Annotated in this window: 14 protein-coding genes; 6 read left to right on the top strand and 8 right to left on the bottom strand. The window is 66.4% G+C overall.

Annotation, left to right across the window (positions count from 1 at the left end; all coding sequences use genetic code 11):
* Positions 1-19 precede the first annotated feature (19 nt).
* From A9971_RS29370 to A9971_RS29360, 3 genes are all read left to right on the top strand, one after another.
* The gene (locus tag A9971_RS29370) at positions 20-1,351 is read left to right on the top strand and encodes an HD domain-containing phosphohydrolase (RefSeq protein WP_183000355.1); all 1,332 of its coding nucleotides are present in this window, start codon (positions 20-22) and stop codon (positions 1,349-1,351) included.
* A 129-nt stretch (positions 1,352-1,480) separates the two neighbouring features.
* Positions 1,481-2,116: a LysE family translocator gene (locus A9971_RS29365; protein ID WP_183000354.1), complete on the top strand. Its 636-nt coding sequence runs from the start codon at positions 1,481-1,483 to the stop codon at positions 2,114-2,116.
* A gap of 171 nt (positions 2,117-2,287) precedes the next feature.
* Complete coding sequence (locus A9971_RS29360; RefSeq protein ID WP_183000353.1) at positions 2,288-2,944, top strand: ribonuclease T2 family protein; 657 nt, start codon at positions 2,288-2,290, stop codon at positions 2,942-2,944.
* A gap of 104 nt (positions 2,945-3,048) precedes the next feature.
* On the opposite strand, the gene dapA is transcribed toward A9971_RS29360, so the two are convergent.
* Positions 3,049-3,897 carry a 4-hydroxy-tetrahydrodipicolinate synthase gene (gene dapA / locus A9971_RS29355; protein ID WP_011061603.1) on the bottom strand — a complete coding sequence of 283 codons (849 nt, stop codon included), beginning with the start codon at positions 3,895-3,897 and terminating at the stop codon, positions 3,049-3,051.
* Between the two features lie 343 nt (positions 3,898-4,240).
* Positions 4,241-4,780 carry a GNAT family N-acetyltransferase gene (locus tag A9971_RS29350; protein WP_183000352.1) on the bottom strand — a complete coding sequence of 180 codons (540 nt, stop codon included), beginning with the start codon at positions 4,778-4,780 and terminating at the stop codon, positions 4,241-4,243.
* Between the two features lie 348 nt (positions 4,781-5,128).
* On the opposite strand from A9971_RS29350, the gene A9971_RS29345 reads away from it, so the two are divergent.
* Positions 5,129-6,694: a methyl-accepting chemotaxis protein gene (locus A9971_RS29345; protein WP_072441637.1), complete on the top strand. Its 1,566-nt coding sequence runs from the start codon at positions 5,129-5,131 to the stop codon at positions 6,692-6,694.
* Positions 6,695-6,837: 143 nt separating this feature from the next.
* A complete protein-coding gene (locus A9971_RS29340; protein WP_011061600.1) occupies positions 6,838-7,422 on the top strand; it encodes a LysE family translocator in 585 nt (194 codons plus the stop codon).
* A gap of 13 nt (positions 7,423-7,435) precedes the next feature.
* Here A9971_RS29340 and A9971_RS29335 read toward each other — a convergent pair whose 3' ends face one another.
* From A9971_RS29335 to A9971_RS29315, 5 genes are all read right to left on the bottom strand, one after another.
* The gene (locus A9971_RS29335) at positions 7,436-8,314 is read right to left on the bottom strand and encodes an AraC family transcriptional regulator (RefSeq protein WP_053158875.1); all 879 of its coding nucleotides are present in this window, start codon (positions 8,312-8,314) and stop codon (positions 7,436-7,438) included.
* 25 nt (positions 8,315-8,339) lie between these two features.
* On the bottom strand, positions 8,340-8,843 hold the full coding sequence (locus A9971_RS29330; RefSeq protein ID WP_015635832.1) for a VOC family protein: 504 nt from the start codon (positions 8,841-8,843) through the stop codon (positions 8,340-8,342).
* A gap of 85 nt (positions 8,844-8,928) precedes the next feature.
* Positions 8,929-11,403 carry a TonB-dependent siderophore receptor gene (locus A9971_RS29325; protein WP_183000351.1) on the bottom strand — a complete coding sequence of 825 codons (2,475 nt, stop codon included), beginning with the start codon at positions 11,401-11,403 and terminating at the stop codon, positions 8,929-8,931.
* Between the two features lie 99 nt (positions 11,404-11,502).
* On the bottom strand, positions 11,503-12,480 hold the full coding sequence (locus A9971_RS29320; protein ID WP_183000350.1) for a FecR domain-containing protein: 978 nt from the start codon (positions 12,478-12,480) through the stop codon (positions 11,503-11,505).
* A 3-nt stretch (positions 12,481-12,483) separates the two neighbouring features.
* Positions 12,484-13,017 carry a sigma-70 family RNA polymerase sigma factor gene (locus A9971_RS29315; protein WP_011061595.1) on the bottom strand — a complete coding sequence of 178 codons (534 nt, stop codon included), beginning with the start codon at positions 13,015-13,017 and terminating at the stop codon, positions 12,484-12,486.
* A gap of 324 nt (positions 13,018-13,341) precedes the next feature.
* Between A9971_RS29315 and A9971_RS29310 the strand changes: the two genes are divergently transcribed.
* Positions 13,342-15,429 (top strand): EAL domain-containing protein, encoded by a 2,088-nt coding sequence (locus A9971_RS29310; RefSeq protein WP_015635828.1) that lies wholly within the window; start codon positions 13,342-13,344, stop codon positions 15,427-15,429.
* Between the two features lie 9 nt (positions 15,430-15,438).
* Here the strand turns inward: A9971_RS29310 and A9971_RS29305 are convergent, their stop codons facing one another.
* Positions 15,439-17,883, bottom strand: coding sequence for a hypothetical protein (locus A9971_RS29305; protein WP_183000349.1), 2,445 nt, complete (start codon positions 17,881-17,883; stop codon positions 15,439-15,441).
* Positions 17,884-17,962 lie beyond the last annotated feature (79 nt).

Raw genomic sequence — 17,962 nt, 5'->3', positions numbered from 1 at the left:
GCCGCACAGGGAGAGCCCCATGGAAGATCCGCAGCCGGTTGAGCTAGGTAGGCGTCCACGTGTGTTGCTGGTGGACGACGAGGAGTCGATTCTCAACAGTCTCAAGCGCCTGCTGCGTCCCGAGCCCTATGAAGTGCTGCTGGCCAACAGCGGCGCCAGAGCGCTGGAGATCCTCGCCGAAGGCCCCGTCGACCTGGTGATGAGCGACGCGCGCATGCCCGGCATGGACGGCGCGGCCCTGCTGGCCCGGGTGCGGGAGAAGTACCCGGCGGTGCGGCGAATCCTGCTCACCGGTTATGCCGATCTGAACACCATCATCAAGGCCGTCAACGACGGGCAGATCCACCAGTACCTGAGCAAGCCCTGGAATGACGAAGAGCTGCTGCTGATTCTGCGCCAGACCCTGGAGCACCAGCTCGCCGAGCGTGAGCTCAAGCGTTTGCAGCAGTTGGTCCTGGAGCAGAACCAGCAACTCAAGGCCAGCAACGCCAGCCTGGAACGGCATGTGGCTTCGCGGACCGCGGAGCTGCAGCAGACTGCCGACATGCTCGACCTGGCCTACGAAGAACTCAAGCACAGCTATGTGACCGCCACCGAGGTGTTTTCGCTGCTGGCCAACCTGCGGCTGCCCGCGGACAAGCAAACCAACCGCAAGATCATCGAACTGGTGCGTGCCTGCTGCAAAAGGCACGGCCTGGACGAGGCCAGCAGCCGCGACCTGACCATGGCGGCGGCCCTGTACAACATCGGCAAGTTGAGCTGGAGCGATGCCATGCTGCTGGCGCCGGCGGACTTGTTGCGCCATACCGATCAGGCGCGCTACCGCGCCTATCCCGAGCAGAGCGAATCGGTGCTGATGGCACTGGAACCGATGCAGGATGCCGCGCGGCTGATCCTTCATCACCAGGAGCGCTGGGACGGCAGCGGCTTTCCCCAGCGCCTCAAGGGCGAGGCGATTCCCTGGGGCTCCCGGCTGTTGAAGCTGGCGGTGGATTTCATCGAGTTGCAGTGCGGGCTGATTCTGGAGCGGCACATGAACAGCGATGAAGCCCTGCTGTTCATTCGCAAGTACGCGGGCCGCCTGTACGACCCGAATCTGGTGGAAGACTTTGTCCAGGTCTGTGCCGCCTACCAGAGCGATGTCACCGTCGATGATCCGACGGTCAAGGTCCTGGGAACCCGGGAGCTGCAGGCCGGGATGGTCCTGCGGCGCAACCTGATTGCCGACAACGGCATGTTGCTGCTCAATGCCGGCAAGGTGCTCAGCGAACCGCTGGTGCAGAAACTGATCGCCTTCGAAGCCATGGAAGGGGCCCGCTACAGCATCTTCGTCAGCGTTCCTGACGCCTGAGTGGCGTGTGCGGTCCGTCGTGCTTGCCCGGTGCCGCAGTGATCCGTCATATTTTGCCCCCCGCGTAGTGGGCGCCCTGAGGTGCTCCGGGCGATTTCGGATCGCGGCGGATGACCCTGGAGCGAACCCATGGATATACCAACCCTGCTGCTGTACATCGTCACCGTCAGCGCGGTGATGATTACCCCCGGCCCCTCGATGTTGCTGGCCTTGAACAATGGCGCGGTGCATGGCATGCGGGTGGCTGGCTGGGGCATCGCCGGCGCGGCGTTGTCCGACCTGCTGCTGATCGGCGCGGTGGGCTGCGGCCTGGGGGCGTTGCTGCAGGCCTCGCAAGAGCTGTTCGTGGTGGTCAAGAGCTGCGGCGCGGCCTATCTGCTGTATCTGGCCTGGGGCTTGTGGCGAGCGCCGACCCGTGCCCTGGCCTGTACGGTGGGCGGGGCCTCGGCCAGCGGCGGGTCGGCGTTTCGCCGGGCGTTGCTGGTGGGGCTGTCAAACCCCAAGGGCCTGCTGTTTTTCTCCGCCTTCGTGCCGCAGTTCGTGCGCCCGGAGCAGCCGGTGGCCGAGCAGTACCTGATCCTGGCCGTGGTCAGCGCCCTGGTGGACTGCCTGATGATGAGCCTCTATGCCGTGGGTGGCCGGCGGGCCATGGCGCGCTTTTCCGCCCGGGTCATGGGCTGGATCAACCGCAGTTGTGCCGGCCTGCTGGCGGTGCTGGCGCTGGGTGTCGGCCTGTATCGGCGCAGTGAGGGCGCTGCCGCCTAGGGCATTGGCGGGTATTCTCCGGGCCGCTGCCTGACCGGCTTCTGCGGGACACCGGGCAATTGCTGTCATGTTCCGGCAACGCCGGCCTGCCAGAAAGATCAGGTTGTTTTCAATCCGTTCCACCCCGATGGCGGGGCCAGGACGATGCGCTTTCCCAAGGAGAAGGTCACGATGAGAAAGTTTTTTACCCTGATGGCAGCCCTGGTGCTGACCCTGGGGATGGTGGGCATCAGCGACGCACGTCAGCCCAAGCAGCAGCGCGATTCGGTGGCGGGTACCTTCGACTACTACCTGCTGACCCTGTCCTGGTCGCCGACCTTCTGCCTGATGCACCCGGAAAACGAGCAGTGCACCGGCAAGGGCTACGGTTTTGTCCTGCACGGCCTGTGGCCGCAATACGCCAAGGGTGGCTGGCCCGAGTCCTGCCCACCCCTGACCCAGCTCAATGCCCAGGAACGGGCCAAGGGCCTGAGCCTGTTTCCCACCGCCAAGCTGATGAATCATGAATGGAGCAAGCACGGCACCTGCAGCGGCCTGGGGGCCATGGGGTACCTGGATGCCGCGGACAAGGCCCTGGCCAGGGTACAGATTCCCGAGGCGCTGCAGCCTTCGACCACGGTGCGCTATTTCGAGGCCAGCCAGATTGCCCAGCAGTTTCGCCAGAGCAACCCGGGGATCGCCGAGAACGGCATCGCCATTCTGTGCAGCGGCCCCGAGCTGTCCGAAGTTCGTGTTTGCCTGACCAAGGACCTGGAGTTCGGCGCCTGCGGCAAAGGCGTGAAGAACCAGTGCCGTGCCGGGCAGATCCGCATTCCGCCCATCCGCTGAAGGCACCTGCAAGAACCCCACCGATGTCGCGCCAGCTGTAGGAGCTGGCTTGCCAGCGAAAGCGGGTGCAAGCCGTGACGGCCTCTTCGCCGGCAAGCCCGCTCCTACAGGGTGCGGAGCAGGGTTTGCAGGGCGGCGCTGCAATCGTGCATCGGTGCTCGCAACTGCGTTCCGATCAACCCCTGGTGGGCCAGCAGTGCCTTGACCGGCGCCGGGTTGGGTTCGGCGAACAGCGCCTTGATCAGCGGCACCAGTTGCATGAAGGTGCTCCGGGCCGCGTCCAGTTGCTGTGCCCGGACCTGTTGCAGCAAGGCGACGAACCGTTGCGGGTGGATATGCGCCGAGGCCGCAATGGCCCCATGGGCGCCCAGGCACAAGGCGTTGAACAGTTGCAGGTCCTCGCCGCACAGCACTTCGATCTGCCCGCAGGCCAGTAGCGCCAGGGTCTTTTCCAGGTTGCCGCCACAGTCCTTGACCGCCGCGATCCGTGGATGGGCCACGATGTTCAGCAAAGTAGCTGTGTCCAGGCTCACCCCGGTGCGGTAGGGAATGTCGTAGACAATCAGCGGCACGCTGGAGGCGTCGGCCACGGTGGCGAAGAAGCTCTCCAGGGCTGCTTGCGACGGCCGGATGTAGTAGGGCGCGGGCACCAGCAAGGCGGCCACCGCACGCTCGAGGATCTGTTCCTGCAGGCTCAGCAGCGACTTCAGGTTATTGCCCGCCAGCCCCATGATCACCTTCCCGGCGGGGGCTCGCTCCAGCACCGCATCGAGCACCGCCAACTGCTCGTCCTTGTCCAGGGCCGCGGCCTCGCCGGTAGTGCCGCAAACCACCAGCCCGGCTACGCCGCTTTCCAGCAGGTGAGTGGTCAAGCGCCCCAGGGCGGCGAAATCGACGGCACCGTCGATGAAAGGGGTGACGATAGGGACCCAGATACCTTGAAACGATGACATGCGTGTTCTCCTGATGGTTGACCGTCGGGTCGTCGTCAGAAGAGTAGAAGGGCGGTAAGCAGGGGGAGGGTGTCCGTAGCGCTTGAGGTCCTGTCAGCTCATCTGACGGGACACAGCGCCCCGGTCACATGAGCGACTGTTTCTTCGATTTAGAGCTGCAGGCCACGCGCGCCTCGACCTTGGCCGACAGGCCAATGGTGCGAAGGATGAAGGGCGTGGCTGGGGACATGGTCGCTGCAGGCTCAAGAATCAGGCGCCCAGTTTTAAAAGCCGGCGATCGCTTTGTCAATCCTCGAATCCGTTGAGTCCGCCGCGCAGGCTGCCAGGGTGCCTGCCCTGAGGCTTAGCCCGGGCCTGGGTTGTCCGGCGCGCTGATGCGGTACAGCAGGCTCGGCGCCTGGCCGGGAAAATCATCCAGTTCGCCGTCCAGGCTCAGCCCCAGGCGCTCCAGGGCGCGCCGCGAGGGCAGGTTGTCGGGGCGCACCAGGCCGGTGACCCGCGGTGCATGCAGTTCACTGAAGGCCAGGTGCAGGGCGGCCCGGGCCATTTCCGCGGCATAGCCCTGGCCCCAGGCCTCGGGGCGCAAGCGAAAGTACAGGTTCAGCCCCGGCTCGTGGCCGAAGAAGCCCTGCATGATCCCGCCGAAGCCGATCAGCCGTTGCGGGTCGCTGCGCAGGGCGATGGCCCAGTAGCCGAAACCGTGCTGCTGCCAGTGTTCGATCCAGCCGTGCAGCTTGTCGGCGCAGGCGGCAGCGCTGATCGGGCCGTTGGGGTTGAAGCGGTTGGTCTGCGGGTCGCCATGGATGGCACAGGCCTGGGGCAGGTCGTCCAGGGTCGGGGCGCGCAGTAGCAGGCGGGCAGTTTCTTGGCAGGAGGCAGGCATTGGCGCGGCTCTATGGCTTAGGGGCCTGGAGAAGGTAGGTGATGGGCCATCGGTTCTCAACCAGGGGCGGCCGGGGCATTGCTTGCCAGGCTAAGTATTGATCCAGGTCAAGAGTGTTGAATCTAGTTCCGTTGCCAGGGAAGTTATTTCCCTGGAGGCAATAGCGCGATTAAAAGTGCTATCTAAACTCGATTCGGTCGGGCGCTGGGCAGTTGTTGTAGTGGATTGCTCATCAGGCTCGGGAAAGTTCTGCAGGTACGCAGAAGAAGTCTTCGGGTAATCGCAGGATGCGCCAGTTGCTGTTTGATCATGACGAGCAATTACCAGACTTCCTGCGAGGTTTTTCAAATGAAAAACAATCTCCCGGTGACTCAGCGTGAGCGGGTGTTTCCTGCCGAACAACGGCTTATTTCCGCCACCGATACCCATGGCAAGATCACTTACTGCAATGACGAGTTCGTTGCGGTCAGCGGTTTCAGCCGCGAACAGCTGATTGGCAGCCCGCACAACATCGTGCGCCATCCGGACATGCCCGAAGCAGTGTTCGGCCATATGTGGTCCTACCTCAAGGACGGCAAGAGCTGGATGGGCATCGTCAAGAACCGTTGCCAGAACGGTGATCATTACTGGGTCAACGCCTATGTCACACCGATATTCAGCCAGGGCGTGATTGCCGGCTACGAATCGGTGCGGGTCAAGCCCGAGCGCCAGCAGGTGGAGCGCGCCGCCGCCCTGTACTCGCACCTGCGCAGCACCCGCCTGGCCACGCCCTGGCGCCATCGGCTGCTGGGCGCCGGGGTGTTTGTGCTGCCGCCGCTGCTGGCGGTACTGGCCAGCGCCATGGCCGGCTGGCTGGCCGGGCCCTGGGCCGGGCTGGGAGTGGCGCTGCTCGGGCTCTTTGCCGTGCAGGCCCACGGCGCCTACCGCACCGGGCAGTTGCTGGGGCGCATCAGCGCGGTGTCCCTGGGCAGTTTCGACAGCGAGCTGATTGCCCGCACCTATACCGATGAGCGAGGCCCGGTGGCACGCCTGCAGATGATCCTGATCAGCGAGGCGGCGAAGATCCGTACCGCCCTCAGCCGCCTGGGGGACTACGCCAACCAGGCGGCGTCACTGGCTTCCACCAGCCAGAACCTGTCGCGCCAGGCCGAGTCGGCCCTGGGCAAGCAGCGCGACGAAGCCGACATGGCGGCCACGGCGATGAACCAGATGGCTTCGTCGATCGCCGAGGTTTCGGTGCACATCCATGACACCGCCGCCGCGGCCGACCAGGTCAACGAGCTGACCCAGGTGGGCTCCCAGGAGGCGCGCCGTTCCAGGGTGGTGATCGAGAAACTGGCGGATACGGTGGATGCGGTCAGCCAGTCGGTGGAAGGCCTGGCGCAGGAAACCCAGTCGATCCAGGTGGCGGCGAACATGATCCATTCGATCGCTGAGCAGACCAACCTGCTGGCCTTGAATGCAGCCATCGAGGCGGCGCGGGCCGGCGAGCAGGGCCGGGGGTTCGCCGTGGTCGCCGATGAGGTGCGGGCCCTGGCGTCGAAGACCCGGGAATCGACCCAGAGCATCCAGCGCATCATCCAGAGCCTGCAGCAGGTGGCGGGCCAGGCCGTGGAAGTGGCGCGCCAGGGCAGCGTGGAGGCGCGCTCCGGGGTGGCCCAGGTAGTCAGCACCCAGCAGGCGCTGGACGGCATCAACTCGGCGGTGGAGCGCATTCACCAGATGAGCCAGCAGATGGCCGCGGCGTCGGAGCAGCAGGCCCATGTGGCCGAGGAAATCTCCGAGCAGATCAGCAATATCGCCCGGGTCTCGGACCAGAATGCCGATATTGCCGTGCACTCCTGCAGCATTGGTGGCGACCTTGAGTCCACCGCCCATGAACTCAATGCACTGGTGACCCGATTCAATAGTTGATTGCCGGGCGCGATCCACAAGTTCGTCGCGGCCTGCCCGGTGTCACGACAGCCCGCCACCGGCAGGGTAGTTTTGTTCAATACCGCCTCACCCCGGCCTCGTAGTCTGTGCGGCTCCAACCCACAGAGACAAAGAGGCAAGTGATGAGCGTAGTGTTTTCCATGGCGGCCTTTGCCCTGGCGGCCTCCATTACCCCGGGGCCGGTGAACATCGTCGCCCTGGGCAGCGGTGCGCGGTTCGGCTTCAGGGCCAGCCTGCGCCATGTGGCCGGGGCCACCCTGGGTTTTGTCCTGTTGCTGGTGCTGGTCGGCCTGGGGCTGCACGAACTGCTGCGCCAGTGGCCGGCTCTGACCCAAGGCATCCGCCTGTCCGGCGTGGCCTTCCTGCTGTACATGGCCTGGAAGCTGGCCCGGGACGATGGCCGGCTGGATACCGAAGGCCAGCCTCGGGCGCCGTCGGCCTGGTATGGCGCCCTGATGCAGTGGCTCAACCCCAAGGCCTGGCTGGCTTGCGTGGCCGGCATGGGGGCCTTCGCCGCCGATGGCGAGGCGCGGCTGGTGTGGCTGTTCGCGGCGGTGTACCTGGTCATCTGCTACCTGTCGGTGGCCTGCTGGGCCTATGCCGGCAGTTTTTTGCGCCATTACCTGGGCAACCCGGCGGGCATGCGCCTGTTCAACCGGGCCATGGCCGCCTTGCTGGCAGTCAGCGCGGCCTGCCTGCTGCTTTGAGCGCAGTTGGGCGTCAGTGGGCCTGAGGTTCGCCGCGCCTGGCCCGTCGCGGCCCCTGGTACTGGCCCGGGGTGGCCCCCAGATGCTGCTTGAACGCGCGCTGCAAGTGCGCCTGATCGGCGAAGCCGGCGGCCTGCGCCACCTCGGCGATCGGCACGCCCTGGCGCAGGCGGGCCTGGGCGAACTGCACCCGCCGGTTGACCAGGTAGGCATGGGGCGCCATGCCGTACTGCTGCTTGAAGGCGCGGATCAGGTAGGAGGCCGAAAGCTGCGCAGCCTGGCAGATCTGTTCCAGGTCCAGGGGCTCGGTACAGTGCTGGCGGATGAACTGCGCGGCCCGCTCAAGCTTGTGGTTGTTCTCCCGGGGTAGGGCCTTGGCCGGGTTCAGGCGCTGTTGCAGCTCGCTGAAGAACGCCACCACGCAGCTGTGCTTGTGCAGCGTCTCGGCCTGTGGGTCCACGAGGGCGTGGTACAGCTGCTCGAGGTCGGCGAAGAGTTGCGGGTCGTCGCTGCTGGTTTCCTCGAAGGGCTGGAACTGCAACTCGGGGCTCACGCCCAGTTCATGTTGCAGGCGGGTCAGCCAGGGCGTGTCGACGTACAGCATGCGGTACGACCAGGGCTGGTCGTCGATGGGGTTGCAGGCGTGGACCACCCCGGGGTTCATCAGCACCACGGTGCCGGCGCCCACCTGCCTTTGCGTCTGCTCGCTGACGTAGGTACTGACCCCTGCGGTGATGCAGCCGATGGAGAACTGCTCATGGGCATGAGCGCAATAGCAGACCTTGCGCCCGTCGGCGATGGAGCGGGCCTCGATGAAGGGCAGGGCCGCATCGCGCCAGAAGAGGGGGGCGTCTGCAGAGGGCGGGGCGGTTTTCGTCAAGGCCATATCCATCGCTCAAGGACCGGCCACGAGTGTATTAGCTTCGCGCGTCGAAGGCGCGTTGCAGCGTCGCGATATCGAGTTTTTTCATCCCCAGCAGGGCCTGCATCACTCGCTCGGAACGGGCCGGGTCGGGGTCGCACATCATCTGCGCGAGCGTCTGCGGCACGATCTGCCAGGACAGCCCGAAGCGGTCCTTGAGCCAGCCGCATTGCTGGGCCTGTTTCGGGCCGCCAAACCCCAGGGCATTCCAGTAGTGGTCGAGTTCGGCCTGGGTGCGGCAGTGCACTTGCAGCGACACCGCTTCGTTGAAGGTAAACGCCGGGCCGCCGTTGAGGGCACTGAAGCCCTGGCCGTCAAGCTCGAACGCCACGTTCATCACCGAGCCTTCGGCGCGGCCATGGAACTCGAAGCCGGCCTTGCCGTAGTGGCTGACGTGGGTGATGCGCGAGTGCTCGAAGATCGAGCAGTAGAACTGTGCGGCCTCGTGGGCCTGATGGTCGAACCACAGGCACGGGGTGATGGTCTGGATGCGTTGCATGGGGGCGCTCCTCTGCGGGTTGAGCACGCTCGCACAAGCGTAGTCAACCCGCAGCCGGAGCGGGCTACCGTGGATCGGCGCGGGGCTAGAAGTCCCAGCGGGTGGCCAGTTGCAGGCTGCGCGGCTCGCCGTAGAAGCCGGTGCTGAAGTTGCCGATACCGGTGTAGTACTTCTTGTCGAAGAGGTTCTTCACGTTCAGGGTCGAGCTCAGGTGCTGGCTGAACTGGTAGCGGGCCATGGCATCCACCACGAAGTAGCCGTCCTGGGTGATGCGCGAGTCATGCCCGCCATTGACCGTATCGCTCGGGTCGGGCTGGTACACCTTGCCGAAGAACTGGCTCTGCCAGTTGACCCCGCCGCCCACCGTCAGGCGGTCCCAGGCGCCGGGCAGGCGGTAGGTGCTGAACAGCCGAGCCACCTGCTGCGGTTCGGTGCTCTGCAGCACGGAGCCGTAGACGTAGTCGTGATTGGCGTCGCGGGTGTGGTTGTAGCTGTAGCCGGCCGACAGGTTCCAGCCTTCGCTAAGCTCGCCAGCCACCTCCACCTCGAAACCCTTGGTGGTCGCGCCTTTGGTCGGACGGTAGATGGCGTCGATGCCCCAGCCGTCCACCAGTTGCGCGACGTTGTCCTGCTCGGTGTGGAACACCGCGAAGCTGGCGTTGACCCGGCCATCCAGGTACTCGGCCTTGATCCCGGCTTCGTAGCTGTCGCCCTGCACCGGGTCGAGGATCTTGCCGTCGACGTCCTTGCTCATCTGCGGCTGGTAGATGCTGGTGTAGCTGGTGTACAGCGAGTAGCTGTCGTTGAGGTCGTAGACCAGCCCGGCATAGGGGGTGACCACGCCGGTCTGCTGGTAGCGCTGGCGTGCGTCGGGGCTGCTGGGGTCGAGGTAGCGGGTGTTGTCGATGCCCTTGAAGTCGCTGACCCGGGTGCCGAGGATCACCGCCAGGTCGTCGGTGGGCTTGAGGCGGGTGGCCAGGTAGGCGCCGGTCTGGCGCTGGAGGATGTCGTTGTCGCCGATCTTCGGGATGTCCGGCTTGGCGAACTCGCCGCGCCAGTCGTAGATGCTGCCGCCCACTGGCGGGTACACCGAACCGTGGACCGGGATGTCCTGTCTGGCGTTCATCAGCATGAAGCCGGCGATCAGCTCGTGCTCGCGGCCGAACAGGCTGAAGGGGCCGTGCAGGTTGATGTCCAGGTTGTCCTGGCGCTGGTCGCCCTTGAACTTGCCCATGTACATGAACATGCCGTCGCCGCTGGCCTGGTCCGGGTTGCCGCCGCTGGCCGAGCCCAGCAGGGTGTCGTGCTGGCGGCGCAGGTGGTCGTAGCTGACCTTCAGGGTCCAGTCATTGGCCAGTTGCTGTTCCAGGGAGGTGAACAGGGTCTGGTTCTTGAAGTCGCGGCGGCTCCAGTCGGTGGCCGGGTTGAACGAGCGGGAGAAGTGGGTCCGCGAGCCGTTGCTGAAGTACATCGGGAAGCCGGTCCAGGTGGCGCCCCGGGAGCGGGTGTTCTGCTGGTCCAGGCCGAGGGTCAGCAGCGTGTCGGGGGTCAGGTCGGCCTCCAGCACGCCGTAGGCGATGTCCTTGGTGTTCTGGTAGTGGTCGAGGTAGGAGCTGCGGTCCTGGTAGACCCCGACAAAGCGCCCGCGCAGGTTGCCGGTTTCGGTCAGCGGGCCGGAAATGTCCCCTTCGCTGCGGTAGTTGTCCCAGGAACCGACGGTGCCGGTGACCGAGGCCTTGAACTCCTTGGTCGGCCGCTTGCGGATCAGGTTGACGGTGGCCGACGGGTCACCGGAGCCGGTCATCAGGCCGGTGGCGCCCTTGATGATTTCCACCCGGTCGAAGGTCGCCATGTCGGTGCTGGTGGTGCCGTAGTCGTAGACCCCGTCGTAGGTGGCGTTGACCCCGTCGTACTGGAAATTGGTGATGGGCAAGCCGCGGCTGGAGAACTCCCAGCGCTCGCTGTCGTAGTTCTGCACGCTGACCCCGGGGGCCCGGCGCAGGGTGTCGGCGATGCTGGTGGCGCCCTGGTCGTCCATCTGTTGGCGGGTGATCACCGTCACCGTTTGCGGGGTTTCGCGCAGCGACAGGTTGAGGCCGGTGGCCGAGGCGCTGGCCCCGGTGGTGTAGCTCTGGCTGCCTTCGGTGACGCTGCCCAGGCCCTGGGCGGAAATCTGCGTGGTGCCCAGTTGCAGCGGGCCGCTGGTGGCGGGAAGTGCCTTGAGCACATAGCCGCCACTGACCGCCTGGGCTTGCAGCCCGGAGTTCGCCAGCAGCAGTTGCAGAGCCTCTGCGACGCTGTAGCGGCCGTTCAGGCCGGGGCTCTGCTTGCCGACGGCCAGGTCGTTGTGCCCGGCAATGAACACCGCGCTCTGCTCGGCGAAGCGGTTGAGCACCGTGACCAGCGGCCCGGGGCCGATGCTGTAGCTGCGCCGTTCAGCCTGGGGCTGGTTCTGGCCCGCATCGGCAGCGGCGTGGGCCCAGGGCGCGGCGCCGCACAGCAGTGCGGTGCACAGGGGCAGGGTATGAAAGGGCAGGCGCGAACGACGGGGTGATGGCATGGGGTTCCCTTGTGGGTCGGCAATGTGAGGACTGTTACCGGGTTAACCGAAGGGCGTCGGAAAAAGGGAACCTGCCAGGTGAAAAAAAGTTTTCCGGCTTCAGGTACGTGGCTCCAGGGTCACCCACCAGGACGCCAGGCGCTTGACCCGCACCGGCAACGCCGCTTCCAGCAGGGCCAGGGCCTGGTCGGAGTCGTGCAAGGGGAAAGAGCCCATCACCGGCAGTTGGGCGATGGCCGGGTCGCAACCCAGGTGGCCGTTGCGATAGCGCCCCAGTTCCTCCAGCAGTTGCTCCAGGGGCAGGTTGTCGGCCAGCAGCAGGCCGTGGCTCCAGGCTTCGCGGGCGGCACTGGCGGCGTGCAGCGGCCCCAGGGTGCGGCCATCGAAGCGCAGCTGCTGGCCGGCATTCACCACCTGCACCTGCAAGCCACTGGCGCTGCGTACCTCCACCGCGCCGGCGTAGACGTTGAGCAGGCTGTCGCTGGCGCCGCAGCGCACGCTGAAGCGCGTGCCCAGGGCGCGCAGGCGGCCGTGTTCGGTCTGCACCAGGAATGGCCGCTGCGGGTCCTTGGCGGTATCGATGAGGATTTCCCCCAGGTGCAACGCCAGCAGCCGCTGCTCGGTGCTGTAGCGCACATCCACCGCGCTCAGGGCATTGAGCCACAGGCGCGTACCGTCGCTGAGCAGCGTGTCGCGGACTTCCCCGGTGCCGGTGGCGTAGTCGGCACGCCAGCGGCTCAGGGCCTGGGGCAGCGGGCTGTTGCGCCAGGTGCCCCAGCCCAGGCCAGCCAGCAGCAGTGCACCGAGCACCTGGCGCCGTGCCAGGGCCGGACGTCGGGCGGCGCTCAGGGCGCGGCTGGCGGATGGGCGGGTGTTGGCCTCCTGCAATGGCAGCAGGCGCTGGCTGACCCGCTCGACATAGCTCCAGGCCTGGCGGTGTTCCGCGCTCTGCTCGAACCAGTCCCGCCACTGGCGACGCTGTTCGTCGCTGCTGCCCTGGTCCTGCAGTTGCACGTACCAGTGCGCGGCCTGTTGCAGGCAGGCGTGGCTGAGCCGGCCGCCGGGTCGAGGGTCCATGGTTCAGTCCACCAGCAGGCCGTCGAGTTCGGCCTCCAGCAGTGCGCAATGCAGCAGGGCCTGGGCCAGGTACTTCTTCACCATGCGCTCCGATACCCCCAGCTCATCGGCGATGGCCTGGTAGGGCCGGCCGTGCAGTTGAGCGAGGATGAAGGCCGAGCGCACCTTGGCCGGCAGGCGGCTGAGCATGGCGTCCACTTCGTACAGGGTCTCGACAATGATTGCCTGCTGCTCCGCCGAGGGTTGCACCGCCTGCGGGCGTGCAGCCAGCGCCTGCAGCCAGGCCTGCTCCAGTTGCCGGCGCCGCCAGTGGTCGATGCACAGGCCCCGGGCCACGGTGGCCAGGTAGGAACGCTGGTGGACCTCGTCACGCAGCACCGGCGGGCGCTTGAGCACCCGGACAAAGATGTCGTGGGCCAGGTCGGCAGCGTCCCAGGCGTGATTCAGGCGCCGGCGCAACAACTCGTAGAGCCAGCGGTGATGGGCATCGTAGAGGCTGTGGACCGAGTCCGGGCTGGCGAGAGGCGTGGAGGGCAAGGAGGCGTGTCCGCTGGCGATCTGGTTGTAAATGGGAATTGATCGCGATTAAAGCAAAAGCCATCGACCCCTGCAAACGATATCGCCGCGCCCTGGCGCAATCGACCGTGCTTGAGCGGGTGGCCGCGCGGGCAGTCAAGCCTGGCACGAACAGGACGATAAAAGACTGGGATCGGGGCCATTCAGTGCTTGCTGAATGGGGTTTCTTCAGTGGTATCTTCGCCGGTATTCGCTTGTCATGGCCTGGCGCTGCATTGCGTATCCATGGGGCGGGCGGCAACGTCCGGGGGGTATCGGATGCGCAGCGGCAAAGGGGCGGGGCTTATGCGAAACGTGGGGTTCAAGCTGTTTTTCACCCATCGTCTGGCACTCCTGGCGGGTGCCGAGTCATTACGCTCGATCCGCGAAGGCCTGTTGTGGCTGCTGCCGTGCCTGCTGGTCTCGGCGCTGCTGCTGATCCTCGGCCAGTGCGCCCAGGCGTTGGGTGCGCCGCCAGCATTGGTGGAGCTGCTGACCGGCCTGCACAACCGCATCAGTTCGATCATTCCCCTGCTAGTGGCGGCGTCCATCGGCTACATGCTGGCAATCAAATACCGCCTGCCCCAACTGCCGGTGGCCTTCCTCTGCCTGTCCCATGTGGTGATCGCCATCTACCTGCTGCGCGACTACCCGCGGGCGGCGGCGACCTTCGTGCTGTTCATCGCCATCGCCTCGCCCCTGATCAATGTGCCGCTGATGGCCCGGCTGCACCGCCAGCGCTGGACCCGGCTGGTGGACGAGGGGCTGGTGGGGCACAACCTCAAGGGCACCATCAACATGGTGCTGCCGGGGATGGTGACCTCTTTGGTGCTGGTCTGCGTGTTGCAACTGCTGCTGCAGTTCCATGATTTTGCCTACGTCGAGCGGCCGATCGATATCGACAACCTGGACAACCCCTACCTCAACGCGATCTTCCTGACCTCGACCAATTCGCTGCTGTGGTTCTTTGGCATTCATGGTGCCCATGCCATGCAGCCGCTGATGGATGTGATGGACCAGGCCGTGACGCTCAACGCCGCGGATCAGGCCGCTGGCCGGCCATTGCGCTATGCCTTGAACAGCGGCCTGCTGGGCTGCTTTGCCTTCATTGGCGGCTCTGGCGGTTCCCTGGCACTGGTGCTGGCGATCCTTGGTTTCTCGCGCAACCGCTCCATGCGTCTGCTGGCCTTGGCGAGCCTGGCGCTGTCGCTGTTCAACGTCAACGAACTGCTGCTGTTCGGTGTGCCGATCATCCTCAACCCGCGCCTGCTGGTACCGTTCATGCTGGTGCCGATGGTCAATGCCTGCCTGGCGCTGCTGGTGGTGCAACTGGGGTGGGTGAGCCCGGCGCTGGTGAGCCTGCCCTTTACCTCGCCGGTGCTGCTCAATGCCTACCTCAGCACCCAGGGCGACTGGGGCGCGGTGCTGCTGCAAGGGCTGCTGCTAGGGGTCGGAATCCTGATCTACATGCCCTATGTGCGCAGCATCCAGCGCCAGGGCGAGCAAAGTGCCCAGGTCTACCTGAAAACCTTCGACACCACCTTCCATGGCCTGGAGGAGCGGGGCCGGCTGTTCGAGCTGGACCCGATGGTGGCGTCCTACCAGCAGGCCGCCCAGCAGTCCTTGCAACTGGCCCGTATCCAGCAGTTGAGCGACTACGACTTCCACCTGGAGTATCAGCCCCAGGTGATCAAGGACAGCGGCTTGTGCAGCGGTTGCGAAGCGCTGATCCGCGCCCGTGACCGCGAGGGCAAGGTGCAGTCGCCCTGGGAACTGCTGCAGTGGCTGGGCCAGGCCAAGCTGATGCCCGAGGTGGATTTCTGGGTGGCGTCCCAGGCGGTGCGCCAGCACCTGGCGTGGCGCAAGGTCGGCTTCGAGCTGCCCATCACCATCAACATCTCCAGCGCCACCCTGGCCTCCCGGGAACATGGCCAGCGCCTGCTGGAGATTCTGGCCCGGGCCCAGGGCCAGGTGTCGGTGGAGATTACCGAGGATGCCCTGGTGGGCGATGCGCTGCTGACTCAGCAATGGATCGGCAAGCTCCATGCGCTAGGCGCCCGGGTCTATATCGATGACTTCGGCACCGGCTTTTCCGCCCTGAGCTACCTGCACCAGTTCCCGGTGGACGGGATCAAGATCGACCGCAGCTTTGTCCTCGCCCAGCGTGAGCCCAAGGGCGCCCAGGTGTTGAACGGCCTGCTGCGTTTTTGCGAAACCCTCAAGCTCAAAGTGGTGGTGGAAGGGGTGGAAACCCGCGAGCAGCTGGATTTCCTGCAATCGAGTGCCGAGCTGACCATCCAGGGCTGGTACTACAGCAAATCCCTGCCCGGGGAGCAGATCCCCGGTTTCGTCAGCCAGCGCGCGCGGGACGCCCAGGCACTGAAGGCCGATTGACCCCGGGGCTCAAGCCCCGGCGCGCAAGGCCGGGTGCGCCGGGCGGCGCAGCGCCTGCCACGCCCGGGCCTGGGGCCAGTCGGTGGCGCTCAGCCACAGCCCCTGGTGTTCACGCAAGGGTTCGGCGGGCAGGCGCAACAGGTCCTCCAGTGCCCACTCCAGGCTGTGGCCCGGATCGGGATCGTCCGCCGCCTGCCAATCCCGCTCGAACAGCTGCAGCGCCAGGCCCCGGGCATCGAAGTGCTGGAACAGCGGGCGGTGGCGCAGCCAGTCGGGGGCGATGCGCAGGCTGCGTTCCTGCACATCGAGCAGCAGCAACTGCCAGGCGCGGTAGCCCTGCTGCGGGTCGCCGGCGCCGAGCCGGAGCCGGGTCAAGGCCAGGTAGCGGGCGTCGGTGGACCAGATCAGCGACGGGGCCAGATCGCCTACTGCACAGCCGGAGGCGGTGAGCAGGTGGCCGCCGAGCCGCGGGCTGGTTTCCCGCAGCCAGCTGTCGGCGTACTCGGTTTCGCTGCCAAACAGCCACGCGGCGTCGCGGCCATCGGGGGCAGGCTGGATAAAGTCACCCTCGGCGACCGCGGCCTGAGGCCGATCCACCAGGCGCCAGGGCGCCACGGGTTGCAATTGGTCATCGATCACCTGCCAGTCCTGGCGCTCATAACAGGGCTGCGAGGCCGGGCCTTCTGTGCAGAACGCCGCGGCGTGTTCAGGTGCGGGCGCCGGCCGGTTGAAGCGTTGCAGCGGGCTGCTGGCGTGGTCCGGGTCGAGGCGCCCGACCAGCACGGCCAGGCTCAGGCGGCCCTGGCGAAAGTCCAGCAGGCGCGCCGCCAGCAGTGCGGGGCTGTAGATCAGGCGCTGCTGTTGCAGGTCCGCCACCACCACCTGGGGGGCCAGCTCCAGGGTCTCGCTCCAGGGCAGCAGGGCCAGGTAGCGCTGGCAATCGGAAACCCGATGGTCCAGCAACCAGCACCCGGGCAGTTGCCAGGTGCCGATCTGGCATCGGTAGGCACCCAGGCCCCGGGGGTTGTCCGTCAGCCAGCTGAACAGCGCGCGCTGCTCGCCCAGCAGGGGCTGGGACTGGATCCGGCTTTCGCCCCGGGCCCCGCTGCCGTCCAGGGGCTGCAGCAGCTGGGTGCGGGTCAGCGGCAGCGGCGCCACCTGCAGGCTGCCTTGCCGGTCATGGCCGACGCCGGTTTCGCTGTCGCTGTGGGTACTGTGCAAGCGATAGCCGTAGCGCCCGTGGTCCGCCTCGGCCAGGTCCAGGTATGCGCTGTAGCCCAGCCAGTGGCGATCCAGGCTGAGCAGCGGGCCAGGGTAGAAGGATGGTTCTGCATGGCTGGCGACCCAGGGCGCGGGCAATGCCCGCCAGCCCTTGTCGGCCTGCCACAGCCAGCAGCACGCGGCCTCAGGCTGCGCCTGCTCGTGGGCGATGCAGGCCAGGGCCCGGCCATCGTCGCGCCAGATGCGGGGTGCGTCCGCCCGCAGCAGCAAGCCGCTGGGCTGGCCGTCGATGCTTATGCGATAGGGCGGCGTGCGCAGGGGTTCCAGGGGTTGCTCCAGGGCCCTGAGGCTGGCCGGCAGCGCCAGGCTGGCGTGCAGCCGGTGGCTGCCGTGGGGTGCGCTTTCTTCGAAATCCTGGCGAGCCAGGGCCTCCAGCCACTGGCCCGGCTCCAGCCAGAGATCGGCTACCGCCACCAGTTCGACGCATTCGGCCTCCTGCAGCAGGCTGTTCAGGCTGGCCTGGTGCTGGCCGTTGTCCACCAGCGGGCTGTGGCGGCCGCTGAGGGTGTCGGCGCTGAAGGCATCCAGCTCCCAGAAGTGTTCCCGGTTGCAGCGGTACAGGCGGCGCTGTTCACGGTCGAGGATGGCCAGCCCCCAGTGTTGCCTGGAAGGCAGCGGCGCGGCGAAGTAGCGCCCGTCACTGGAAAACCGCGCCGAGGACCCCAGCCCTTGCAGCAGCACCCCATCGGGGAACAGGTAGTCGCAATAGGTGGGCCCGCCCATGGCGATCTCGCCGTGGTTGAACACCCGGATCGGCTGGCCCTCCGGGGTCTGTTGCGGTTCGTTGCCGCCCCAGGCGCTGATCGGTGTGGGGCTCGGCTGCACCAGCCCCAGGCGGCGTTCCAGGTGGCTGACCGCTGCCAGCCCGGCAAAGATGCTGGTGAAGGCGGCGGCGATATCCCAGTAGGCCGGCAGGGCCCGGCCCAGGCTGAAGCCCAGGCCGAACGCGGCGCTGATCATCAGCCGCGCCAGGCCGCGGGCGGTTTTAGGCCAGCCCAGGCGCGCCGCCAGGGTCATCGCCGCTGCGCAGCCGAGCAACACCCCCAGGGCCGCCGGGGGCGGCAGCAGGGTGACGAAGAAGATCGGGATGAGCAGGGCGGCCAACTGCCAGAGCAACTCCAGCAACAGGCGTGACAGGCTCTTTTCGGATGCGGGGGAGGAAGCTTCGGGCATCGGCGACATCCTTGTATGGGAGCGAGCGAGCTCGCGATGGGCGTCAACGATAACGCGGGTCTACAGGAAGTGCGCGGCG

The sequence above is a fragment of the Pseudomonas sp. UME65 genome, from assembly GCF_014170225.1.
Taxonomy (GTDB): Bacteria; Pseudomonadota; Gammaproteobacteria; order Pseudomonadales; family Pseudomonadaceae; genus Aquipseudomonas; species Aquipseudomonas protegens.
This window is presented reverse-complemented; position numbering and strand designations above follow the sequence as displayed.